Source organism: Bacillus sp. S71, from assembly GCF_016625265.1.
Taxonomy (GTDB): Bacteria; Bacillota; Bacilli; order Bacillales; family Bacillaceae_G; genus Bacillus_A; species Bacillus_A cereus.
In genome coordinates this window covers 115,761-136,526 of sequence record NZ_JACVUW010000001.1, presented here as the reverse complement: position 1 = coordinate 136,526, position 20,766 = coordinate 115,761, and the positions used below count along the sequence as shown (strand labels likewise).

Here is a 20,766-nt window from a genome sequence, read left to right as displayed (position 1 = left end):
TTATGTGATAAAATAAAAAGGAGAGGATGTGAATGCTGAATGAACTTGTTCGAAAGTAATATTTTCACATTGATATATACTTGTTTAGTAATCGGACTTATCGTTTTGTTTTTCATATCATTTACTTTGTTTATTAGAAGAGTATTACAAAGCAGCGTTGCAAAGAAACACCACGTGATTAATATGAACCAGAAGCTAGATCGAATTATTGAATTGCTTGAAAAAGATAAGAAATAGCGATAGAAGAAGTATGAAAAGGGGAAAGAGAATGGCGAATTATATAAAAGAATTACGTGAAAAAGTAGGACATGATTATGTTTTCTTAAACTTTGCCGGTGGTTGTGTATTTAATAAAGAAGGAGAAGTATTACTGCAAAAAAGAGGAGACTTTAACGCTTGGGGCTTTCCAGGTGGCGCAATGGAGATAGGAGAATCGGCTGCGGAAACTGCAATCCGAGAAATAAAAGAAGAAACCGGGTATGATGTAGAAATAAATGAGCTTATTGGAGTGTATACAAAATATTTTCAATCATATCCAAATGGAGACAAGGCACAGTCAATTGTGATGTGTTTTTCATGCTCAATAGTTGGGGGCGACAAAAAAGTAGATGGTGATGAAACGTTGGATTTGAAGTTTTTCCCGTTAGACGACATGCCACCGTTATTTTGTAAACAGCATGAAGATTGCCTGCAAGATTTATTGGAGAAAAGAGTAGGGGTATATCGTTAACATATAAAAAAGAAGCTAAATGAGATTAGCTTCTTTTTTATGTTTTATTTCCACCAATCATCAAACATTGACGCTGGTACTTGTCTTTTATGCTCACTCACTGTGTAACGTTTTTCAATTTTCTCTGCAACGTCAGCTGGAACTGCTTTACCTTCTAAATAATCATCTAATTGATCATAAGTAATACCTAACTCTGTTTCGTCAGCTTGACCTGGTTTTTCATCTAATAAATCAGCTGTTGGCATTTTTAAGTAAAGTCGCTCGTCTGCACCTAACTCTTGTAATAATGCACGTCCTTGGCGCTTCGTTAATCCCGTTAATGGTAATAAATCTGCACCACCATCTCCGAATTTTGTAAAGAACCCTGTTACAGCTTCTGCAGCGTGATCTGTTCCGATAACAAGAAGCCCTTTTTGTCCACCAATTGCATATTGAGTAACCATACGGATACGTGCTTTCACGTTACCTTTATTGAAATCTGTTAATGATTCACCCAATAAGTTTTCATATTGATTTGAAAAAGCATCAACAGTTGAAGCAATATCAAATGCAACAGATTGATCTGCTTGAATGAATTGTAATGCTAATTGTGCATCATCTTCATCTTTTTGTACTTTATAAGGAAGACGTACGGCGATAAACGTTACATTACCACCTTCGTTACGAATTTCTTCAACTGCAAGTTGTGCTAAGCGTCCTGCTAATGTAGAGTCTTGGCCGCCGCTAATACCAAGTACAAATCCTTTTGCACCTGTTTTTTTTACATAATCTTTTAAGAAATCAACTCGTTTACGAATTTCAACTTTTGGATCAATTACAGGCTGAACATGTAATGCTTTCATAATCTGTTCTTGTAATGTCATTATGTTTTCCTCCTATTCATATTAAAGCGGTAAATAAGTTTATATGTATAATGGTACATACTTCTATCCTTTATTATTTCGCAAAACTAACGAATATACAATAGGATGTGTGTATGAATACGAATGTAGTCATTATAAATAAAGTACTACGTATAAGCAATTTTTTTAAACCTTTCAAAACTGTAAGGTTTTTGTCATTTGAATCGATGGAAGGTATTTCCGTACTTTACTAATATAAAAACATAGTTAGTAGAAAGAAGGGCGGAGAAGTAATATGAACATTAGAGAACTCGCATATCGGAATGTAACGCGAAATAGACGGACATACTCAGCCTATTTTTTGAGTAGTGCATTTGCTATTATGGCCTTTTTTGTGTATTCATTTTTTGCGTTTCATCCGGCATTAAGTGCAGGAGAATTGGGTCAGTACGTATTCGTAAGTATGTCTTTTGCACAGTCTATTATTTACTTATTTACATTCTTCTTTATTTTATATTCGATGGGAATGTTTTTAAAAACGAGAAAGCGTGAGCTAGGAATTTTAATGATGCTAGGTATGACGAAATATCAATTAAAGCGTCTTATCTTTTTTGAAAATATTATGATTGGAATAGGGGCAATTATTTTTGGTATTCTTTCAGGTATGTTATTTTCAGGGGTATTACTATTTGTCGCCCCGATGATATTAAAACTAGATATCTCCTTATCCTATTACATACCGATGAAAGCAATTGTTGTAACAAGTATTATGTTTTTCATATTATTTATGATCATATCATTGTTTAGTGCAGGAATGATTCGTAAAAATAAAATTATGAAGTTGTTTAGAGGGTCAGCAGAGGCAAAACCAGAACCGAAAGCATCAATCATTTCTTCAATATTAGCAGTAGTATTGCTTAGTGCTGGCTATATAGGAGCTCTTCTATCGCATGGTGCAATGGTATTTATTATGATGATTCCTGTTACAACGGTAGTTATTATTGGGACGTATTTGTTGTACAAGCAGCTGAGTGTCTTTATTATTCGATTATGTAAAAAAAGTAAACGTTTCTATTGGACACAGACTAATATTATTACGTTATCAGATTTAGCGTATCGCATGAGAGATAACGCAAGAATGTTCTTTATTGTAACCATTATTTCTACTGTAGCATTTTCCGCAATAGGGACATTAGTCGGCTTCGCATCCATGACGAAAGGGATAATGGAGAGACCAATTGCGTTTCATTACCATTCTAAGCAAGGGAATAGTAACGAATCACAACATATACAAATGATTGACAAAGGATTAAAGAAACATAATATAGCAGCTTCAAAAACTAATATTTCGACAAAGAAAACGGAGGAACAGTCGTTAAGAAGCGCCACTTTTATAAAAGAATCAGATTATAAGGAATATGCAAAGTTAACAGGAGAACCATTTAATACTGTAGCAAATAAAGAGGTTGTATTTTTGTCAGCTGATATACCAGGGCCAGCGATGAAAGAAAGAAAAGAAATTACTTTACCCAATATGAATGAAAGTTTAAAGGTGAAAAAAGTGACTTCATCTTCATTGGGGAAAATATTAAGAGGAAATGTTTATGTAATCTCTAATAATCAATATGATTCATTACAAGATGGATTTATAGAGACAAAAGATTATATGTATAAAACTGAAAGAACGAAAGATGAGATTGAAATTGGTAAAGAGCTTACTCATCAAATTAAACCGTATCAAGAACAGTCAACGTTTAGTGCGGAAGAGTACGAACAAAACCAAAGTTTACAAATTGCAGGACCGATTTTATTTGTAGGTTTCTTTATTGGTATAGTATTTTTCGTTTGCGCAGGAAGTTTCCTTTACTTCCGTTTATTCTCCGATTTGGAGGATGATGTTCGCTTGTTCGAAATGATTCGAAAAGTTGGATTGACGAGTGGGGAATTATCGAAGGTAGTTACAATTCGATTGGCGCTTTTATTCTTCGTTCCAATTGGTGTTGCAACATTACATGGGGCAGTAGCCTTAACTGCGTTAGGGCAAATGTTTGAGTACTCATTGTTTAAAGAAAATACAGTTGTATTAAGTATTTTCATAGGTATTCAAATTGTATACTTCTTACTTATAAGATCCCGTTATGTAAAACAATTGAAAGAGAGATTACGTATGCATTAAATGTGTTTTTTTAACTCGAGTACAAAATTTTCTAAAAAGAGGCAAGTATTGCCAAAAAGTGATAAAATGGAAAAAGCGAGGTGAAAAAATTAATATAGAGTAAGGGGGGAGAAATATGAAAGCAACAGGAGTTATTCGAAAAGTAGACGAATTAGGACGAATTGTTATCCCTAAAGAATTACGCGATGTATTGGGAATACAAATCAAATCACCGCTTGAAATTTTTGTAGAAGCAGATAAAATCATTTTACAAAAATATCAACCTTACAATGCTTGCCAAATCACAGGTGATGTTTCAGAACAGAACATATCATTAGCAAATGGAAATATTACTGTTGGGATAGAGGGAGCGGAATATTTAGTAAAAGAAATAGAAAAGTTTTTAAACAAGAGTGAGGTTTAGTCTTAATTTATATTATTTTTCCAATTACATATCATTCTTTTAAAAGACTGTAAGAGGACCATTAATTGGTTCTCTTATTTTGGTTAGTAGTTGAACGACATGGGGGGTTACTTCCTACAAATCATAGGGAAAATAAAAAAGTAGTATAGAGTTAGTAAATGATGTTGAGAAATATTTGAAAAGAAGGAAAACAAAAAGAATAAAACGAATGTTACATTTACACGTATTCAAAAGTGGTCTGAAATGAAAATAATACATTTTCAGGAGGGATTACGATGAGTAGTACAGTGAATAAACAAAAAGGTATACAATTGATTCCGTTTACCGTAAATAAGGTGGTAGAACAAGTAAATGAAATTCCACCAGGTGTACAAATGATTCACGCTCCGCAAGTATGGGAAAAGAGTGTGAAGGGGCAAGATGTAGTCGTTGCCGTATTAGATACAGGGTGTGATACTAATCATATAGATTTAAAAGATCGTATTATCGACGGAAGAAATTTCACAAAAGATTATGAAGCTGATCCAAATGTGTATCTTGATAATAACGGACATGGTACTCATGTAGCGGGGACGATTGCCGCGACTGAAAATGGTGTCGGTGTATTAGGAGTTGCACCACTTGCTAAAATGTTAGTATTAAAAGTTTTAGCGGGAGATGGTTCTGGAAGTTATGAGCAAATTATTGAGGCAATTCATTATGCTGTAAATTGGAGAGGGCCAAATCAAGAGAAAGTGAGAATTATTTCAATGTCACTTGGTGGTCCGCAAGATGTTCCAGAATTACATGAAGCAATTCAAAATGCGGTAAAGCAGGATGTTCTCGTTGTATGTGCTGCTGGAAATAATGGAGATTGCGATGATGAAACAGAGGAATTAGATTTCCCAGGTGCTTACTCTGAGGTAATTGAAGTTGGTGCTGTTAATTTAGAGCGGAAGATTGCATGTTTTAGTAATTCAAATCAAGAAATTGATCTAGTAGCGCCAGGTGATGAAATATTATCTACGTATCCAGATGGGAAATATGCTGTGTTAAGTGGAACTTCCATGGCGACGCCGCATATTGCTGGGGCGCTCGCCTTGCTCATTAAACAGTGTGAGAAAGAATACGGTCGAAAGTTATCAGAGCCGGAAATATATGCACAACTTATTAAAAGAACTGTACCTTTAGGGTACGAACGTACATCTGAAGGGAATGGATTAATAGATTTATTAAAAGAATAGCCATATTAAAAAACATCTCATATGAATATGAGATGTTTTTTAATATGGCTTTGTCGCATGTAATACAACTTGTAACAAACCTGGGAATCTAGCATTTAAATCTTCTTCACGAATTGAAATGAAACGTTGTGTTCCTTCAAGGCGCGTGTACATAACACCTGACTCACGTAAAACTTTGAAATGGTGAGATAAAGTTGATTTCGCAATAGGGATGTTTAAAGCACCACAAGATTGTTCACTTTTCTCTAGTAACATATTTACAATTTGTAAACGAATTTGATCGCTAAGTGCATATAAGACAGAAGAAAATTGAATTTCTTCTCGATTTGGATGATAGAGTGTACGCATATTTCACCTACTTGTATAAGTTAAGATATTTGCACTATAACATATAAAGTGGTATATTTCTATTGTTCGAAAATATTAGAACAATAGAAATATAGGGGGAGAAAAAATGAAGTATACAAAATTGCAAAAGGCAGGATTAAATATTTCAAAGTTGGGTTTAGGTACAAATGCAGTAGGGGGACATAATTTATATGCTGATGTGAATGAAGAAGAGGGAAAGCGATTAGTAGAAGAAGCTATTCAGCAAAGGATTACATTTTTTGATACAGCAGATTCATATGGTTTCGGTAGATCAGAGGAATTAGTAGGAGAAGTATTAAAGGGAAAACGTCATGAGTTTATACTTGCTACAAAAGGTGGAATTCAACCGTTGTTAAATGGAGAAACTTATATTAACAATGAACCAAGTTATTTAAGAAATGCTGTGGAGAATAGCTTAAGAAGATTACAGACTGATTATATTGATTTATATTATTTACATTTTACAAATCCTGAAACAAGTTACATAGATTCAATCGGAGAGCTTACTCGTTTAAAAGAAGAAGGGAAAATTCGTTCAATTGGAATATCGAACGTAAACATAGAACAATTAAAAGAAGCGAACCAACATGGTCATATAGATGTTGTACAATCTCCGTACAATGTGTTAGAACGTACGGCTGAGGAAGAACTGTTGCCGTATTGTATAGAAGCGGGTATTTCATTTATTCCATATGGGCCTCTTGCTTTTGGAATATTAGGCGGAAAATATACAGAAGATTTTAAATTGAACGAAGTTGATTGGCGCCAAAATGTAAATCTATTTGAAGAAAATACATATAAGAGTAATTTTAAGAAAGTGGAAAAGTTAAAAGGGCTAGCTAAAGAAAATGATATTGAAGTGTCTCATTTAGCGTTAGCATGGTTATTAAATAAAGAAGGAATTGATACAGTTATACCTGGTGGAAAGCGGGCAGAGCAAATAAGAGAAAGTGTGAAAGCGGTAGACGTTTCATTGAATGAAAGAGTCATGAAAGAAATCCAATCTATTTTAGAAGATTAGTGAAACAGAGGGATAGTACCCTCTGTTTATATAAGGAGAAGGTCTAAATGAATAGAGTCCTAGCTGTATTTTTCACGATAATGTTTATGATCGGTACAGACACTTTCTTAATTTCACCACTGTTGCCGACATTACAACAGGTGTATCATGTTTCAACCGAGTTGTCAGGATGGATGGTGAGTTCGTATGCTTTAGGGTATGCTGGATTTGCGCTTATTGCTGGTCCTATATCAGATGGATTAAACAGAAAAAAAGTGATGGTACTAGGTATGAGTTTTTTTGCAATAAGTACGTTTTTGTGTGGAATTGCACCGAGTTTTTTATGGATGCTAACATTTAGATTTTTAGCAGGTGTAAGTGCAGCTTTTGTATCTCCACAAGTGTGGGCATCCATTCCGCTCCTTATAGAGAAAAAGCAAATTGTGAAAGCAATTGGGGTTGCAACAGCAGGGTTATCAATCTCTCAAATTTTAGGGCTGCCACTGGGAGCTTATTTAGCAACGATACATTATACAATCCCATTCTATTTCATTGGTATATTATCAACACTACTTGTTATTCTTATTTATGTTGTATTACCAGAAATACAGTCGGTTCATATAGGTGGAAATAAAAAAGTGATTTTACAGCGTTATAAACAATTACTTACAGATTCAAAGGTTTCACTTTCTTATTTTGCATACTTTGTTTTTCAAACCGGAAATTTTGCTGCATTTTCATTTTTTGGTGTATGGCTTTCCATTCAATTTGGCTTACAGGTTCATGAAGTAGGTACGGCTATGCTTGTACTAGGATTAGGAAATTTAGCTGGTAATATTTTTGGCCCTAGACTTGTAAATAAAATTGGATACAATCTTTCTTTCTATGGTGGAATTGTATTTACGGCAGTGTTATATGTAATACTTCCCTATTTAAAGAATCTTATTTTTGTTGAATTCTTTTTCTTTGTTTTATTTTTTGTGACAGGAATTTTGTTTGTATTAATGATGGGACATTTACAAAACATGTCTACTATAGCACGGGGAACAGGTGCTGCCCTTGCTAACGCCTCGATGTACATTGGCCAAATGATTGGTGCGGTAATAGCAGGAATGTTATTTGCAACATCTCACAATTTTATACTAGTAGGTAGCTTTACAGCGTTATTATATGTTGTAGCTTTATTTCTGTTTAGAAAAGGTGAAAACATTAGTAAAGATAATGAAAAAGGAATTGCATCATAAAGTTTTAGTAAATCAAAAAACAATTTTTTAGGATAAGTTAAAAAGGTGCTTTTTGATTGCATAGTTGCTGTATTTTTAATAATTCGTCGTTGAGCTGTATGATTGAAAAGGATTTGTAATAAAATTATGGGGAAATAAAAAACCCCTATATAGATAGGGGTTTATATATCGGCATATAGCTCCTCGGAAAAGGATATACCTAGTTTAACATATAGGAGTACTTATAATTGTGAAATAGATGTGAAAGTAATGTGAAAAATGTTGTAATAAAAAGCACTGTTTTAGCTAATGTAGCTAAAACAGTGCTTTTCTCTTTGATTGAACAGTTGCAGCATTTTCATCATGTATACCTGCATCTTTAATAATTCGTTGTTTTGCTTTATTTAATAGATGGTTTACTGCTTCACCAAAATAGTTAGCTTCGCTTTTTGTGCGGGCTTCTCGTAAACATTTATAGTTTTCTAGCAGTTCCTCTTTTTCGGAGTTTGTTAAGAAATCTTCTATTTTCTTTTTTGTCATACGAAACACCCTTTCTCCTGACAAACGACGCAATAGAAAATATTTATTTCTCATTATAACAATAATTTTAAAAGAAAGTATACACTAACGTCGCAATAATTTGTCAATTTCTTGAATCTTCTCATCAGCTTTCCCAATTTGCGTATTTTTAGCCTGTTCGCCACCAAGAGCTTGATGTAGTAAGAAAGTTTGACCGGAAATAGCAGTTACAATGGATACTTTTATAATTTCTTTTATTGCGGTGACATCGAATAAAACGAGTCCAAGAAGTGCAGCTAGGCTACCGGTAAAAACATCAGTTAAAAATCCAAAGTGAAAAAAAGTTTTCAAACGGCGTGGAAGCAATAACTTACCTTGGTTATTGATTAGATGGGAAACGAAGCCAGTAATGCCACCAACGAGAACAGCGGTTAGCCATTGATACATTTCCATCGAATCCACTCCTTTTAGTGAATAAGATTCGATTATTTTATATTGATTCCTTTTAATATTTCATATAAGCATATTGAGAAAGTTTGTTTGGGTATATTTTGTATTCAATTTAATTATAACAGAAAATTTCGATAGATTTCAGTCTATTATATGAATCATTTTTACAATAATATGAATGCAGAAAGGGGTGCGTCATATGAATATAGATTATCGAATAAGAAGTGTAGATGGTTATACAAAAAAAATAGGGGAATTAGTAAGCATGCTTGAGCATACGAGAGCTGTAACATTAGGCGAAGTAAAAAATTTATCAGTTGAGCAATTAGATTTAATAATGCAGAGCAGCGGAAATTCAATTGGCGCCTTATTAAAGCATATAGCAGCTATTGAAAAAGTTCATCAGCTTATTTCATTTCAAGATCGTGACTTTACAAAAGAAGAATTAGAAATATGGGAAGATGCATTGTATTTAGGGGAAGCAGGTAGAGCGATCTGTGGTCATGAAATACAGTATTATGTACAACTTCTACAAAGTGTTCGAGAAGAATCTCTGAAGTATTTAAGTGAACAAGGTAATGAGTGGCTCATGTCAGAAAGAAAGTGGCCTAACGGTGTAGTATATAACCAGCACTATCTTTGGTTTCATGTGCTAGAAGATGAAATTAGTCACCGAGGACAAATTAGAATGCTCAAAAACAAGTTATTTGAAAATTACGTTAAATGATGTAGCTTTTTATAGGAGAATTCCATATAATGAGAGTAATTAAAATAAGAACGGGGTGATGTATTATGGCGAAAATAACTTATATGAATAATAAACCAAGTACAAAGGTGGATGGAAAGGGCGAAACGATATAAGTGAGCGCACTATCCTTCCACTTAGCTTAAACTAGGGAGGATATCAATTTGAATCAAAATATTTTAGAATCGTATGGCTGGGATTCTTTTTTTGAGGAACAAGCTGTAGAGAACTTTGAAGTAGGGCGTATTTTACTTGAGCATAAGCATATATATCGAATTATTTGTAATGATGGTGAATATATGGCAGAACTGTCTGGAAAGTTTCGGCATGAAGCAGTAACGAAGGGAGATTATCCAGCTGTTGGTGATTGGGTGTATATAAAGAAAATAGAGAATGAAAAGAAAGCTATCATTCATCGTGTTTTTCCGAGAAGAAGCTCTTTTTCTAGACAAGAAGCTGGTACTCGAACGGAAGAACAAGTAATAGCAGCAAATGTAGATTATTTATTTTTAGTGAATGCACTTAATCATGATTTTAATGTTAGAAGGATGGAACGTTATTTATTATTAGCGTATGAGAGTGGCGCTATGCCAGTTATTGTTTTAACAAAGAGTAGTATATGTAATGATGTAGAACAGAAAATTGTAGAAACGGAAGCTATAGCAATTGGTGTTCCTATTTTCGTTGTTGATAGTTTAGAGCATACAGGTATTGATTCGTTGAAACAATTCGTTTCTTCAGGGAAAACAATTGCTTTAGTTGGGTCATCAGGGGTAGGAAAGTCAACTTTGTTAAATGCGCTAATAGGAATTGAGGTAGCAAAAACGGGAGATATACGTGAAGAGGATAGTAGGGGGAGGCATACGACAACGCATCGAGAGTTATTTCAATTGCCAAGTGGCGCTCTCGTAATTGATACTCCCGGCATGAGAGAATTGCAACTTTGGGAAGGAAGCGAAGCGATTCAAACAACATTCTCTGATATTGAAAAACTTGCGACAACATGCCGTTTTCGTGATTGTAAGCATGAGGATGAACCAGGATGCGCGGTGCATAGTGCAATTGATAACGGACTTATTACGATAGATCGTTTGAAAAGCTATAAAAAATTACAAAGAGAACTGGCGTATTTTATGAGAAAACAAGATGTAATCCTTGCCAGAGCAGAGCGTGATAAGTGGAAAAAGCTTTCTAAACAACATAAAAAAATGTAAAAACCAAAGGGTGCCCCTTTGGTTTTTTCTATTTGTAAATTTTATAATAATATTATTCATATATATAGACAAAGGGAACTTAATTGTTTAAACTTTACAAAGTATTCATCATAATAGGTTATGAAAATAATAATTAGGGATTGGGAAATATTCATAATTAACTCAATTTAACTTTTAAATTTGAAAATTAGGAGGTTCATAATGGATAAACTATTAAATTTGTTTCGTGATATGAAAGTAGCAAAAAAGCTATTAATTTCATTCTTTGTAATTTTAATTGCGGCTGTGTCTATTATCGGAGGCATGTCTTATCAAACAGCCAAAAAGAATTTTGAATCGCAAATTAAGAGTAGTGCCAACGACAATATAAAAATACTGGATAATTTAATCAATCAAATGATTGATGCAAAATTTAATGATGTAAATAATTTTGCACGGGTGATTCAGGGGAATATGTATCAAGGAGATAATCAGGATGAATTAAGAAAAATGTTATCTCAATATATAAATTTAAATAAAGATGTTGAACAAGTATATGTTGCCGGAAATGATAAAAAATTTGTACAAGAACCAAATATACAAATGGCAGCAGACTATGATCCAACAGAGCGTTCTTGGTATAAAGATGCAGTTGCAAAACAAGGTGGTATTGTTGTTACTGAGCCATATAAGGCAAAAGGAAATGGACATATTGTTGTAACAATCGCAAAACAAACAGAAGATAAAAATGGGGTTGTTGCGCTAGATTTAAGTTTAGATAATTTATTAAAAACATCAAAGTTAATTAATATTGGTAAAAAAGGATATGCCTTCATTTTAGATGGAAAGCAAAAAATAATTGCTCATCCACAAGAAAAATCAGGGGAAAAAGCGGCTGATTCTTGGGCAAAGAAAATTTATGAAGATAATCACGGTGCTTTTTCATATTCTTATGGCGGTAGTGAAAAGAATATGGTATTTGCTACAAATGTAAAAACAGGTTGGAAAATTGGTGGGACTATGTACTCAAGTGAAGTAATTGAAGCTGCTCAACCTGTATTTTATAATATGTTAATTGTTATGCTTATCTCATTAGTAGTAGGCGGGGCACTTATTTATTTTGTAACACTTTCAATTACGAAGCCTTTAAAGAGATTAGTTGTTACCTCTAAAGAAATAAGTGAAGGGGATTTAACGCAAACAATTGAAATTCATTCTAATGATGAAATCGGCCAACTTGCTAAAGGATTTAATGAGATGACGAATTCGTTACGGACGTTAATCGGAAGAATTAACGATTCAGCTGGGCATGTTGCAGCGGCATCAGAAGAGCTAACTGCAAGTGTAAGGCAAGCAAGTGAAGCGACTGAGCAAATCACAATCGCAATGGATGAAATATCAAGTGGGGCAACGACGCAAACAACAAGCGTAGAAAATGGCGCTATGTTACTGTTTGATGTAACGGAAGGAATTCAGCATGTAGCAAATAGTTCATCATCTATTAATACGGCTTCTGCACATACTCGTGAAAAAGCAGAAGATGGTGGGAAACTAGTAGGAAGAACAGTAAACCAGATGCAGTCTATTGCAGAATCTGTGTCACAATCAGATGCAGTTATACAATTACTAAATAATAAATCAAAACAAATTGGTGATATTTTAGAAGTAATTCAAAATATTGCAGATCAAACAAACCTTCTAGCTTTAAATGCGGCGATTGAAGCCGCAAGAGCCGGTGAGCATGGAAGAGGTTTCGCAATTGTTGCAGATGAAGTGCGTAAATTGGCAGAGCAGTCTAGCATATCTTCTAGTGAAATTAGTAAATTAATATGTGAAATACAAGATGATATGGGTAAGACAGTCAAATCTATGAATCATGTAAATGAGGAAGTTCAATCTGGACTTGTTATCGCAAATGAAACGAAGCAAAACTTTGCTGAAATTTTACAATCTACAAATGAAATAGCTAATCAAATTAAGACGATGGTTGAAACGGCTAATGGAATGTCAAAAGGGGCAAATGAAGTATCTATTTCGGTAGGACAAATTGCAATGACAGCGCAAAATAATGCGACAAGCACACAAAACGTTGCGGCTTCAGCTGAAGAACAGCTAGCTTCGATGGAGGAAATTGGATCCGCAGCGGGCACGCTATCTCAAATGGCTGAAGAGTTACAAGGACTAATTGACAGATTTAAAGTTTAATAGAGAACAGACTATCCCCTAGTAGCATTATGCCACTAGAGGGTAGTCTGTTTTATTGTGTAAAATCAAATAGGGATGTAGACTTTCTTTATGACGTTTAAAATGGCATTTTACATAATGTTTGTCGAAAAATAGAGGTATTTGTTAGCTTTGTGTATAATTATTAACGTATAGAATACAAGTAAAAGGAGAGTATTATGGGAGTGTATTGGGGGACAAAAAGACATTCTTGGCTTAGTTACGTCTCATTTTGGCTAAGTATTTCATTTTTTATTGTTTTTCTAATTGAAGTGTTTATATTAAAAACACTTTCGAATAGCTCGGTACAAATTGTTAAATATTTTTATTTTATACTTGTACCAGTAAATATTTTTCTTAGTTTAAAGTTACTATTTAAGAAGAATGAAAAGAAAGCGTTACCTATTTTTAGTTTCATTGTCTCATTATTATTTGCAATTTTAATAATCGTATTAGTTTTAGCAGCTATAGGGAAGTTCTTTTAAGGGGAGTGGTATAAGTCACTCTCCTTTTTTATTTGTGGTAGTCTTATTATATGTAAAAGTATGGATGCTGTGAGCTAATAAAAGCGGAGAGTAGACAATATTTGCATGGATTAAAGTCTGACGCTATTTAAACTTGTAAGAGTGTATGGAGTAATGAGGTAATATACATAATAATGGAGATAGAATTAGTTATTTTATAAGTATCTATGAAGCAAATGAATACGGTAAGAACGGTGATATATGGTACAATAGCTATGGATAGTGATAGAGATAAAGGGTATATAAAATACTCATCGTTTTTTAGTAAGAGAGGGGTTATCTTATGCTATACGAGGATTTGGAGACATTATTTCAAACAGCTCCGAAAGAAGATAGAGGCGGATGGAAATATATAATCCAAGAACAAAATGATACATATAAAATTGTTGATGAAATACTGAAAAATCAAATGAGTGTCGAATTGTATTTTAATGAATACGATGAGGTGAAAATCACTTTATATAAAGATGGAATTCCCATTACGACTATACAAAGAATTGTGATTTCAAAAGTTGAATTAGACGAAGATGAAGAGGGTATTCAATTTGTTTTAGAGCGCATGCCTAGTCGAATGATTCGGTTGCAATTAAAGCCATATTTAGCATTAGAAATGGGGCCGTACTGGGAAGTATGTGATGATTGTGAATGAACATAAAAAAGCATCCAATAACATGGATGCTTTTTTATGTTTTTTGAAGTTGTTTAAACGCAATGATTGGAAGTATAACAATACTTACCCATCCGATGATAGGATATAGAATGTGAAGTAAGTCACTGTAACCGATGTAACTAAAGCAATAACTAATTAGTAAAATGAAGAAAATAATATTGTTATTTTTCCACCCGGTAATAGATTGCATCTGTTTTGTCATCCCGAACACATTACCAACTAAAGTTGTGAAAACTTCACCGAAAATAATGAGAACGAAGAAGAAGTGAAAAGTTGCATTAAATCTTCTTATGACTTCAGCCATTGGGATGTTATATTGATAAAATTGATCGACTGATAAGATTGCTAAATGGCTGCATAATAAAATTAAAGAAAGTCCAGCACCACCTAAAATCCCACCCCAAAAAATGGCTTTTCGATCCTTTACTTCACTGGCTAATGGGACGAGAACACTTTGGGCGAGAGAAAGATTTAAGGCGACATATGTAATAGGGCTAGTAATCCATTTCATATTCCAACTCTCTGCAGGAATAGTGTTATTAATGGAAGGTGTACCGTGAAAAAAGGTTGTAATAGCAAGTCCGATAATAAAAATCATCATAATAGGTACGACAAGTGTATTTACTTCAAAAACACCTTGTAATCCGCGGCTACTTATAATGAGACAAGCGATAACTGTAATGAGAATACCGAGTTGTCTTGGTAAGCGAAGTTGCTCTTCAAATACTGCACCAGCCCCTGATAACATAACGCTCGTTACGCCGAATAAAACGAGTAATAATAATGTGTTTACAACATTCCCAAATACATCCCCAAATAAATACTTGTTAAATTCTTGCGCTGAAAATGCCCCGATTTGTGATGAAAGTAACATCATCTTTGTGCCGAGCCAAATAAAAAAAAATCCACTTACACATATGCCAATTGTCCCGTATAATCCATTCACTGTGAAAAATTCAACAATTTCTCGTCCAGTAGCAAATCCAGCTCCAACGACAGTTCCGATATAAGTAGCGGCTACTTTCTTTGCTACTTGCCATTGTTGATTGTCCATGTTATCCCTCTTTCTACTATGATGAGCTTGATGTACTATTATGCATATGTATGAGCTTGGACAATTAGACGTATGAAGTGTTTGAAAAAATACATGAATTAAATGATATTAGGGAAGTATTAAAGGTGTTAAAACTTTGTTACATATAAGCCGATTGTTCGAAAGGAAAGGGAATGTATGGTAAAATGTAATTAGGTTATTAAAAGATAAACATTACAAAATGATAAGAGGAGTGGATTGTATGAGTACGAAAACAAATGTTGTTGAAGTATTAAACAAGCAGGTAGCAAACTGGAATGTGTTATATGTGAAACTACATAATTATCACTGGTATGTGACAGGGCCACACTTCTTTACATTACATGAGAAATTTGAAGAGTTTTATAATGAAGCTGGAACGTATATTGATGAGTTAGCAGAACGTATTTTAGCTTTAGAAGGTAAACCATTAGCGACAATGAAAGAATATCTTGCAACATCTAGTGTCAGCGAAGGGACAAGCAAAGAATCTGCAGAAGAAATGGTGCAAACATTAGTGAATGATTATTCTGCACTTATTCAAGAATTAAAAGAAGGTATGGAAGTTGCGGGCGAAGCTGGCGATGAAACATCAGCTGACATGCTGTTAGCAATTCATACAACATTAGAACAACATGTATGGATGCTAAGTGCATTCTTAAAATAACGATAAAAAATATAAAGAAACCCATTGAAAAATTATTTCAATGGGTTTTTTTATGATTTTTCAGTTTTCTTTTATGCTATAATATAGTAAAAAGGAGGCGATGCGATGTTTCGCTTTTTCAGAACTGGAAAAGAAGAGCGGGAAATTACGAAAGATGAATTAGAACAAGCGATGGCTCAGTTTTTAGAAACGAATGCTAATATCGTTTATACAGTATTAGTAAATGAAGATTATACAGTAAATTATGATTTGTTAAAACCGTATTTACCTGCATTTCCAACAAATGATTTTCTCATAACGAAGGAAACGCTTGAGGTATTTGAACATACAGCAGAAAATTTAAACCTAGTGAAAGAAATTGATGTCGTACAAAAGGCAGTAGATCAATACGTAACAGAAAAAGAAATGTTCCCAATTGTTGAAGGTAGCGAAGATCGCCTCATATGCGGAATGAAACTAGGACCTTACTTAAATCGTAGCTTAAAAAGAGACTTATATATTTCAGAAAAACATTATTTAGTTTCAAGTAAACCAGATAGAAAAAAACAAAAGAGCGGGTAGACGTAATGAAAACAACAATACATATATTGTTGTCTTTTTTTGTTTGTTAAAATATTGATTTTTCAGTTTATTAATATTTATATTAAATGTATTGGACAGGGAAGGATAACTATTAAGTATCATTCGGAGAATAAGATATTGCTAGGGCGAGTTATATAAAATCTTCACAAAGTGGTATAAAGATTCGCAAAATAAATATTATAAAAAGTTTCGGGGGAATTGGTACATGAAAAATAGTATGACTTACATTCAATTATTGAATGAAACGTTACGTTGTTATGCAAATAAAGGAAGTTTTGAAGCGTACAATTTTATAATGGAAAACGCTACAGGTGTAATAGGGAATGAGGCGCAAATATATAATTTTAAGTATGCGCTCGCAAGTGCATCAGGACTTGAAAAAGAAGCATTACATTTAATGAGGGAGGCCATTATAGAAAAGGGATTCTGGTATGGAAATGAATATTTAATTTCCGACGAAGATTTAAAATCACTACATAAATATAAAGAATTTCATACAATGGTGCAATTATGTAAAGAAAGAGCAGAATTAGCACATAAAAAGGAAAGACCAGATGTGAAATATATATACAGCAAGAAAGAGGGGAATCTACTACTTACATTACATGGTGACCAAGAAAATATTCAAATAGTAGAGCCATATTGGAAATCAGTTTTGACACAAGATTACACGTTAGCTTTACTACAGTCTTCACAAATTAAGTTTTCAGATGGATTTGTTTGGGATGATATAGAGAGAGGGAAAGAAGAATTAAAAGAGCATTACAATAAGTTTATAGAAAATCATACAGTAGAAAATGTGATAATTGGTGGTTTTTCTGCAGGGGCAAGAGTAGCTTTATATACGATTTTACAAAAAGATATAGATGTAGATGGTTTTATTTTTATGGCACCATGGCTTCCGGAGATTGAAGAATGGGATGAGTTGCTAAGAGTGCTGCAGGATAAACATATAAAAGGATATATAGTATGCGGGGATCAAGATGAAGATTGTTTCGAATCCACGCAGCAATTTGTACGATTATTAAGAGATAAGAATATAGAACATAAGTATAAAGTTGTGCCTAACTTAGATCATGATTATCCTATTAACTTTGATGAGCTATTAAAAGAAGCTATTGAATATATAGGAAATAAAAACAATAAGTAGTAAGAAAAAGAGATGCATCATATGTGATGCATCTCTTTTTAGAGTTATAAATTAAAAGCATTTGCTAGTAGGCGATAAGACTTTAATTTATGTTCAAATTGATGGGTAATCGTGACAATCATAAATTCGTCAGTATTGTATGCTTTGCTTAAATTTATTATTTTTTCTTTTACAGAAGACGGATCACCAACAATCATACGTTGACGATTTTCTTTTATACGGAATAAATCATAAGCACTGTATGAATAATTTTGAGCAGTTTCGATAGAAGGTGTACCAGTAGTTCGTTTTCCTTGCTCTAATAATAAGATTGATAAATCTAAACTAGAAGCAATTTTTTCCGCTTCTTCATTTGTTTCTCCGCATATAACAAAGATGGCAACGATTGAATTAGGCTTATCTCCTAAAAATGAAGGCTGATATTGTTCTTGGTAAGCCCTCATAACTTCAGGGCCTCCGAAGCCATTAATAAATTGTGCAAATGCGAAAGAAGCTCCGTTGTTTGCAGCAATTTTAGCGCTCTCTCCGCTAGAACCGAGCATCCACATTTCAGGAGATGTTGGGATAACTGGAGTAGCTTTTAAGTTTGCATAGTGATGGTTTTCTGGTATTTGATCATGTAAGTACATTGCAACGTCTGCAATTTGTTCTGGATATTGATCAAGTGAGACCATTTTCCCTTCTTGAAGTGCGCGAGTTGCTATTGGCATACCACCAGGAGCTCTACCAACACCGAGATCGATGCGGTTCGGATACAGTGCTTCTAGAACACGGAAATTCTCAGCAACTTTATATGGGCTATAATGTGGTAACATAACACCACCTGAACCGACTCTAATACGATCCGTTTTTGCGGCAATATGAGAAATAAGTATTTCTGGACTTGAACCAGCTAAGCTTACGGAATTATGATGTTCGGATACCCAAAAACGTGTGAATCCGAGTTTTTCAACTTCTTGTGCAAGCGTAACTGTATGTGAAAAAGCTTGGGCTGCTGTGCTACCATCTGAAATAGGTGATTGGTCTAATACACTTAACTTGATCATAGAATATACCTCTCAATCTTAATGTACATCCTATTATATATTTACTTATGAAAAATGCGTAGTGAAATGCTCAAAATGAAAAGTGGATAATCCTATTTCCGCTTTTAATGAGAAAATCCGCGTTCATAATGATTCATTTCAACCAGATTTAAAATATATTCATAGTTGTCAATTTCACATTTTAGCTGTTCACGTTCTTTTTCAGATAGTGTCATATTGCTAAGTTTTTTACATAAGTTTTGTTTCTTTAATTCTAAATGCTTTTTTGTAGCGTGGTAATCATAAGTATGTTTCATTTTTTAGTCACTCCTTCGTTGCGGTTGCTATATTATACGAAGCATAAAGAAATATGAAATCTGTCTCTTATGTACTTTTAGTGAATATTCAAATTGCAATGGTGTTATGTTTATGGAGATTTATGAATAAAATGCACTAAACCACTAACGTCCATTTGATGAAGTAAGGGGTGGAATTGTGCAGAAAGATATAATGTATAACACTGAAATGGATGAAGCGTTAAAAGTTATAGATAAAGGATTGAAGAAGACGATAAATCCAAAACAAATTATTGTAGTGGGAGCTGGTATGGCTGGATTAGTTTCAGCATCTTTATTAAAGGCTGCAGGACATGATGTGAAAATTTTTGAAGCAAACAACCGGGTAGGTGGCCGTATAGAAACGGTTAGAATGGAAGATACCGGATTATATTTAGATGTTGGAGCAATGAGGATTCCATATTCGCATACATTAACGATGACATATATAAGAAAATTTGGGCTACAGGTGAGACCTTTTATTAATAGAAATGAGACGGATATTATATACGTAAATGGACGGAAAACGACGTTAAAACAATATGAAAAAGATCCAAGTATTCTAAGATATCCTGTGGAAATGAATGAAGTTGGAAAAACGTCAGAGGAATTATTATTGTTAGCGGTACAGCCCATTATAAATTTTATAAAAAAGAACCCAGAAAAAAATTGGGACGTTGTAGTAAAGGATTTTGGAAGATACTCTACTGGGCAATTTTTAAAGTATCATCCTTATCAGTATAATACTTACTTTTCGCCAGTAACAATTGAGATGATCGGTGTTCTATTAGATTTAGAAGGTTTTTTGGAACGATCGTTTGTAGAGACTTTACGCTTTCTATACATTATGCAAGAGGAGAGCGGATTTTGTGAAATTGTGGGCGGGAACGATAGATTGCCAAAGTCATTTTTACCGCAATTAGAAGAGAATATTATATATAATCAAAAATTAATGAAGCTACATCAACACGATAATGGTGTGACAGCTTTCTATCGGAACGAGGAAACTTTTGAATATAGTAGTATTACAGGAGATTTAGTTATTGTTACCATTCCGTTTTCGACAATGCGTTTTGTAGAAGTAGATCCGTTTGATTCTATATCTCATGAAAAATGGAAAGCAATTCGTGAATTACATTATATGCCTGCGACGAAAATAGGAATTCAATTTAAAAGCCGATTTTGGGAAGAACAAGGACAATTAGGCGGCAGAATTATAACAGATTTGCCAATTCGTTATGCCTATTATCCAAGCTATGGAATTGGGGAGAAAGGACCGGCTATGATGTTAGGTAGCTATACATGGTCTTATGACGCGTTGTTATGGGATGGTTTATCAAAAGGTGATCGTATTTATTACGCATTACACAACTTAGCAACAATATTAGGTGGTCAAGTGTATGATGAGTTCATATCTGGAATATCAAAAAGCTGGACATTAGATCCGTATGCGCTTGGAGGGTTTGCACTTTTTCAAGCAGGTCAAGAATCTGAGCTGCAACCAGCGATTGTCAAACCAGAGGGGAGAATATTCTTCGCTGGAGATCATACAACGCTATATCACGGATGGATTCAAGGTGCGATTGAATCTGGAATTCGTGTAGCGTTGGAAGTGAATGAGTAAAAGGTTTTCAATTCAGAAAAT

At 33.9% G+C, this 20,766-nt stretch carries 23 protein-coding genes; 16 read left to right on the top strand and 7 right to left on the bottom strand.

Features of this window, described 5'->3' with window-relative positions:
• Positions 1-39 precede the first annotated feature (39 nt).
• Positions 40-237, top strand: coding sequence for a DUF4083 domain-containing protein (locus IBT51_RS00745; protein ID WP_001048104.1), 198 nt, complete (start codon positions 40-42; stop codon positions 235-237).
• Positions 238-268: 31 nt separating this feature from the next.
• Positions 269-730 carry an NUDIX hydrolase gene (locus IBT51_RS00740; RefSeq protein ID WP_000024996.1) on the top strand — a complete coding sequence of 154 codons (462 nt, stop codon included), beginning with the start codon at positions 269-271 and terminating at the stop codon, positions 728-730.
• A gap of 44 nt (positions 731-774) precedes the next feature.
• Here the strand turns inward: IBT51_RS00740 and nadE are convergent, their stop codons facing one another.
• Positions 775-1,593, bottom strand: coding sequence for an ammonia-dependent NAD(+) synthetase (nadE, locus tag IBT51_RS00735; protein ID WP_000174904.1), 819 nt, complete (start codon positions 1,591-1,593; stop codon positions 775-777).
• A gap of 274 nt (positions 1,594-1,867) precedes the next feature.
• Here nadE and IBT51_RS00730 point away from each other — a divergent pair, with 274 nt between their 5' ends.
• The 3 genes from IBT51_RS00730 (at position 1,868) to IBT51_RS00720 (ending at position 5,374) form a co-directional block, all read left to right on the top strand.
• The gene (locus IBT51_RS00730; RefSeq protein ID WP_200457914.1) at positions 1,868-3,748 is read left to right on the top strand and encodes an FtsX-like permease family protein; all 1,881 of its coding nucleotides are present in this window, start codon (positions 1,868-1,870) and stop codon (positions 3,746-3,748) included.
• Positions 3,749-3,863: 115 nt separating this feature from the next.
• Positions 3,864-4,151, top strand: coding sequence for an AbrB/MazE/SpoVT family DNA-binding domain-containing protein (locus IBT51_RS00725; RefSeq protein ID WP_000648324.1), 288 nt, complete (start codon positions 3,864-3,866; stop codon positions 4,149-4,151).
• A 275-nt stretch (positions 4,152-4,426) separates the two neighbouring features.
• Entirely contained in the window at positions 4,427-5,374 is a 948-nt protein-coding gene (locus IBT51_RS00720) for a serine protease (protein WP_053564709.1), read from the top strand.
• A gap of 39 nt (positions 5,375-5,413) precedes the next feature.
• On the opposite strand, the gene IBT51_RS00715 is transcribed toward IBT51_RS00720, so the two are convergent.
• Positions 5,414-5,722 (bottom strand): ArsR/SmtB family transcription factor, encoded by a 309-nt coding sequence (locus IBT51_RS00715; protein ID WP_053564708.1) that lies wholly within the window; start codon positions 5,720-5,722, stop codon positions 5,414-5,416.
• 106 nt (positions 5,723-5,828) lie between these two features.
• Between IBT51_RS00715 and IBT51_RS00710 the strand changes: the two genes are divergently transcribed.
• Both IBT51_RS00710 and IBT51_RS00705 read left to right on the top strand, forming a co-directional pair.
• The gene (locus IBT51_RS00710) at positions 5,829-6,764 is read left to right on the top strand and encodes an aldo/keto reductase (protein WP_053564707.1); all 936 of its coding nucleotides are present in this window, start codon (positions 5,829-5,831) and stop codon (positions 6,762-6,764) included.
• A gap of 47 nt (positions 6,765-6,811) precedes the next feature.
• Complete coding sequence (locus IBT51_RS00705) at positions 6,812-7,987, top strand: MFS transporter (protein ID WP_200457913.1); 1,176 nt, start codon at positions 6,812-6,814, stop codon at positions 7,985-7,987.
• Positions 7,988-8,281: 294 nt separating this feature from the next.
• Here IBT51_RS00705 and IBT51_RS00700 read toward each other — a convergent pair whose 3' ends face one another.
• Both IBT51_RS00700 and IBT51_RS00695 read right to left on the bottom strand, forming a co-directional pair.
• Positions 8,282-8,506, bottom strand: a complete 225-nt coding sequence (locus IBT51_RS00700) for a hypothetical protein (RefSeq protein WP_000162602.1) — start codon at positions 8,504-8,506, stop codon at positions 8,282-8,284.
• Between the two features lie 84 nt (positions 8,507-8,590).
• Positions 8,591-8,938, bottom strand: coding sequence for a DUF4257 domain-containing protein (locus IBT51_RS00695; protein WP_000426321.1), 348 nt, complete (start codon positions 8,936-8,938; stop codon positions 8,591-8,593).
• A gap of 196 nt (positions 8,939-9,134) precedes the next feature.
• Between IBT51_RS00695 and IBT51_RS00690 the strand changes: the two genes are divergently transcribed.
• The 5 genes from IBT51_RS00690 to IBT51_RS00670 all read left to right on the top strand — a co-directional run bounded on the left by IBT51_RS00690 (position 9,135) and on the right by IBT51_RS00670 (position 14,269).
• Positions 9,135-9,662 (top strand): DinB family protein, encoded by a 528-nt coding sequence (locus tag IBT51_RS00690; RefSeq protein ID WP_001018102.1) that lies wholly within the window; start codon positions 9,135-9,137, stop codon positions 9,660-9,662.
• 182 nt (positions 9,663-9,844) lie between these two features.
• On the top strand, positions 9,845-10,894 hold the full coding sequence (rsgA, locus tag IBT51_RS00685; protein ID WP_001073089.1) for a ribosome small subunit-dependent GTPase A: 1,050 nt from the start codon (positions 9,845-9,847) through the stop codon (positions 10,892-10,894).
• A 201-nt stretch (positions 10,895-11,095) separates the two neighbouring features.
• Positions 11,096-13,078, top strand: a complete 1,983-nt coding sequence (locus IBT51_RS00680; protein ID WP_200457912.1) for a HAMP domain-containing methyl-accepting chemotaxis protein — start codon at positions 11,096-11,098, stop codon at positions 13,076-13,078.
• Positions 13,079-13,275: 197 nt separating this feature from the next.
• Positions 13,276-13,581 (top strand): hypothetical protein, encoded by a 306-nt coding sequence (locus tag IBT51_RS00675; RefSeq protein WP_000539571.1) that lies wholly within the window; start codon positions 13,276-13,278, stop codon positions 13,579-13,581.
• A gap of 322 nt (positions 13,582-13,903) precedes the next feature.
• Complete coding sequence (locus IBT51_RS00670; RefSeq protein WP_000965063.1) at positions 13,904-14,269, top strand: DUF3979 family protein; 366 nt, start codon at positions 13,904-13,906, stop codon at positions 14,267-14,269.
• 34 nt (positions 14,270-14,303) lie between these two features.
• On the opposite strand, the gene IBT51_RS00665 is transcribed toward IBT51_RS00670, so the two are convergent.
• Positions 14,304-15,344, bottom strand: a complete 1,041-nt coding sequence (locus IBT51_RS00665; RefSeq protein ID WP_000370209.1) for a YkvI family membrane protein — start codon at positions 15,342-15,344, stop codon at positions 14,304-14,306.
• Between the two features lie 241 nt (positions 15,345-15,585).
• On the opposite strand from IBT51_RS00665, the gene IBT51_RS00660 reads away from it, so the two are divergent.
• The 3 genes from IBT51_RS00660 to IBT51_RS00650 all read left to right on the top strand — a co-directional run bounded on the left by IBT51_RS00660 (position 15,586) and on the right by IBT51_RS00650 (position 17,761).
• Positions 15,586-16,029 carry a Dps family protein gene (locus tag IBT51_RS00660; protein WP_000105199.1) on the top strand — a complete coding sequence of 148 codons (444 nt, stop codon included), beginning with the start codon at positions 15,586-15,588 and terminating at the stop codon, positions 16,027-16,029.
• Positions 16,030-16,134: 105 nt separating this feature from the next.
• Positions 16,135-16,590 carry a DUF3939 domain-containing protein gene (locus tag IBT51_RS00655; protein WP_000488209.1) on the top strand — a complete coding sequence of 152 codons (456 nt, stop codon included), beginning with the start codon at positions 16,135-16,137 and terminating at the stop codon, positions 16,588-16,590.
• Positions 16,591-16,816: 226 nt separating this feature from the next.
• On the top strand, positions 16,817-17,761 hold the full coding sequence (locus tag IBT51_RS00650; protein WP_200457911.1) for an alpha/beta hydrolase: 945 nt from the start codon (positions 16,817-16,819) through the stop codon (positions 17,759-17,761).
• Positions 17,762-17,805: 44 nt separating this feature from the next.
• Here the strand turns inward: IBT51_RS00650 and IBT51_RS00645 are convergent, their stop codons facing one another.
• The gene (locus IBT51_RS00645) at positions 17,806-18,807 is read right to left on the bottom strand and encodes an LLM class flavin-dependent oxidoreductase (protein WP_000594040.1); all 1,002 of its coding nucleotides are present in this window, start codon (positions 18,805-18,807) and stop codon (positions 17,806-17,808) included.
• A 104-nt stretch (positions 18,808-18,911) separates the two neighbouring features.
• On the bottom strand, positions 18,912-19,103 hold the full coding sequence (locus tag IBT51_RS00640) for a DUF3896 family protein (RefSeq protein ID WP_000683364.1): 192 nt from the start codon (positions 19,101-19,103) through the stop codon (positions 18,912-18,914).
• Between the two features lie 178 nt (positions 19,104-19,281).
• Here IBT51_RS00640 and IBT51_RS00635 point away from each other — a divergent pair, with 178 nt between their 5' ends.
• Entirely contained in the window at positions 19,282-20,745 is a 1,464-nt protein-coding gene (locus tag IBT51_RS00635; RefSeq protein ID WP_140155563.1) for a flavin monoamine oxidase family protein, read from the top strand.
• The last annotated feature ends 21 nt before the right edge of the window (positions 20,746-20,766 follow it).

Excerpts from the sequence above, each read along its gene's own strand:
- IBT51_RS00745 (WP_001048104.1), top strand. The coding sequence starts at position 40 with ATGAACTTGTTCGAAAGTAATATTTTCACATTGATATATACTTGTTTA.
- IBT51_RS00740 (WP_000024996.1), top strand. The coding sequence starts at position 269 with ATGGCGAATTATATAAAAGAATTACGTGAAAAAGTAGGACATGATTAT.
- nadE (WP_000174904.1), bottom strand. The coding sequence starts at position 1,593 with ATGACATTACAAGAACAGATTATGAAAGCATTACATGTTCAGCCTGTA.
- IBT51_RS00730 (WP_200457914.1), top strand. The coding sequence starts at position 1,868 with ATGAACATTAGAGAACTCGCATATCGGAATGTAACGCGAAATAGACGG.
- IBT51_RS00725 (WP_000648324.1), top strand. The coding sequence starts at position 3,864 with ATGAAAGCAACAGGAGTTATTCGAAAAGTAGACGAATTAGGACGAATT.
- IBT51_RS00720 (WP_053564709.1), top strand. The coding sequence starts at position 4,427 with ATGAGTAGTACAGTGAATAAACAAAAAGGTATACAATTGATTCCGTTT.
- IBT51_RS00715 (WP_053564708.1), bottom strand. The coding sequence starts at position 5,722 with ATGCGTACACTCTATCATCCAAATCGAGAAGAAATTCAATTTTCTTCT.
- IBT51_RS00710 (WP_053564707.1), top strand. The coding sequence starts at position 5,829 with ATGAAGTATACAAAATTGCAAAAGGCAGGATTAAATATTTCAAAGTTG.
- IBT51_RS00705 (WP_200457913.1), top strand. The coding sequence starts at position 6,812 with ATGAATAGAGTCCTAGCTGTATTTTTCACGATAATGTTTATGATCGGT.
- IBT51_RS00700 (WP_000162602.1), bottom strand. The coding sequence starts at position 8,506 with ATGACAAAAAAGAAAATAGAAGATTTCTTAACAAACTCCGAAAAAGAG.
- IBT51_RS00695 (WP_000426321.1), bottom strand. The coding sequence starts at position 8,938 with ATGGAAATGTATCAATGGCTAACCGCTGTTCTCGTTGGTGGCATTACT.
- IBT51_RS00690 (WP_001018102.1), top strand. The coding sequence starts at position 9,135 with ATGAATATAGATTATCGAATAAGAAGTGTAGATGGTTATACAAAAAAA.
- IBT51_RS00680 (WP_200457912.1), top strand. The coding sequence starts at position 11,096 with ATGGATAAACTATTAAATTTGTTTCGTGATATGAAAGTAGCAAAAAAG.
- IBT51_RS00675 (WP_000539571.1), top strand. The coding sequence starts at position 13,276 with ATGGGAGTGTATTGGGGGACAAAAAGACATTCTTGGCTTAGTTACGTC.
- IBT51_RS00670 (WP_000965063.1), top strand. The coding sequence starts at position 13,904 with ATGCTATACGAGGATTTGGAGACATTATTTCAAACAGCTCCGAAAGAA.
- IBT51_RS00665 (WP_000370209.1), bottom strand. The coding sequence starts at position 15,344 with ATGGACAATCAACAATGGCAAGTAGCAAAGAAAGTAGCCGCTACTTAT.
- IBT51_RS00660 (WP_000105199.1), top strand. The coding sequence starts at position 15,586 with ATGAGTACGAAAACAAATGTTGTTGAAGTATTAAACAAGCAGGTAGCA.
- IBT51_RS00655 (WP_000488209.1), top strand. The coding sequence starts at position 16,135 with ATGTTTCGCTTTTTCAGAACTGGAAAAGAAGAGCGGGAAATTACGAAA.
- IBT51_RS00650 (WP_200457911.1), top strand. The coding sequence starts at position 16,817 with ATGAAAAATAGTATGACTTACATTCAATTATTGAATGAAACGTTACGT.
- IBT51_RS00645 (WP_000594040.1), bottom strand. The coding sequence starts at position 18,807 with ATGATCAAGTTAAGTGTATTAGACCAATCACCTATTTCAGATGGTAGC.
- IBT51_RS00640 (WP_000683364.1), bottom strand. The coding sequence starts at position 19,103 with ATGAAACATACTTATGATTACCACGCTACAAAAAAGCATTTAGAATTA.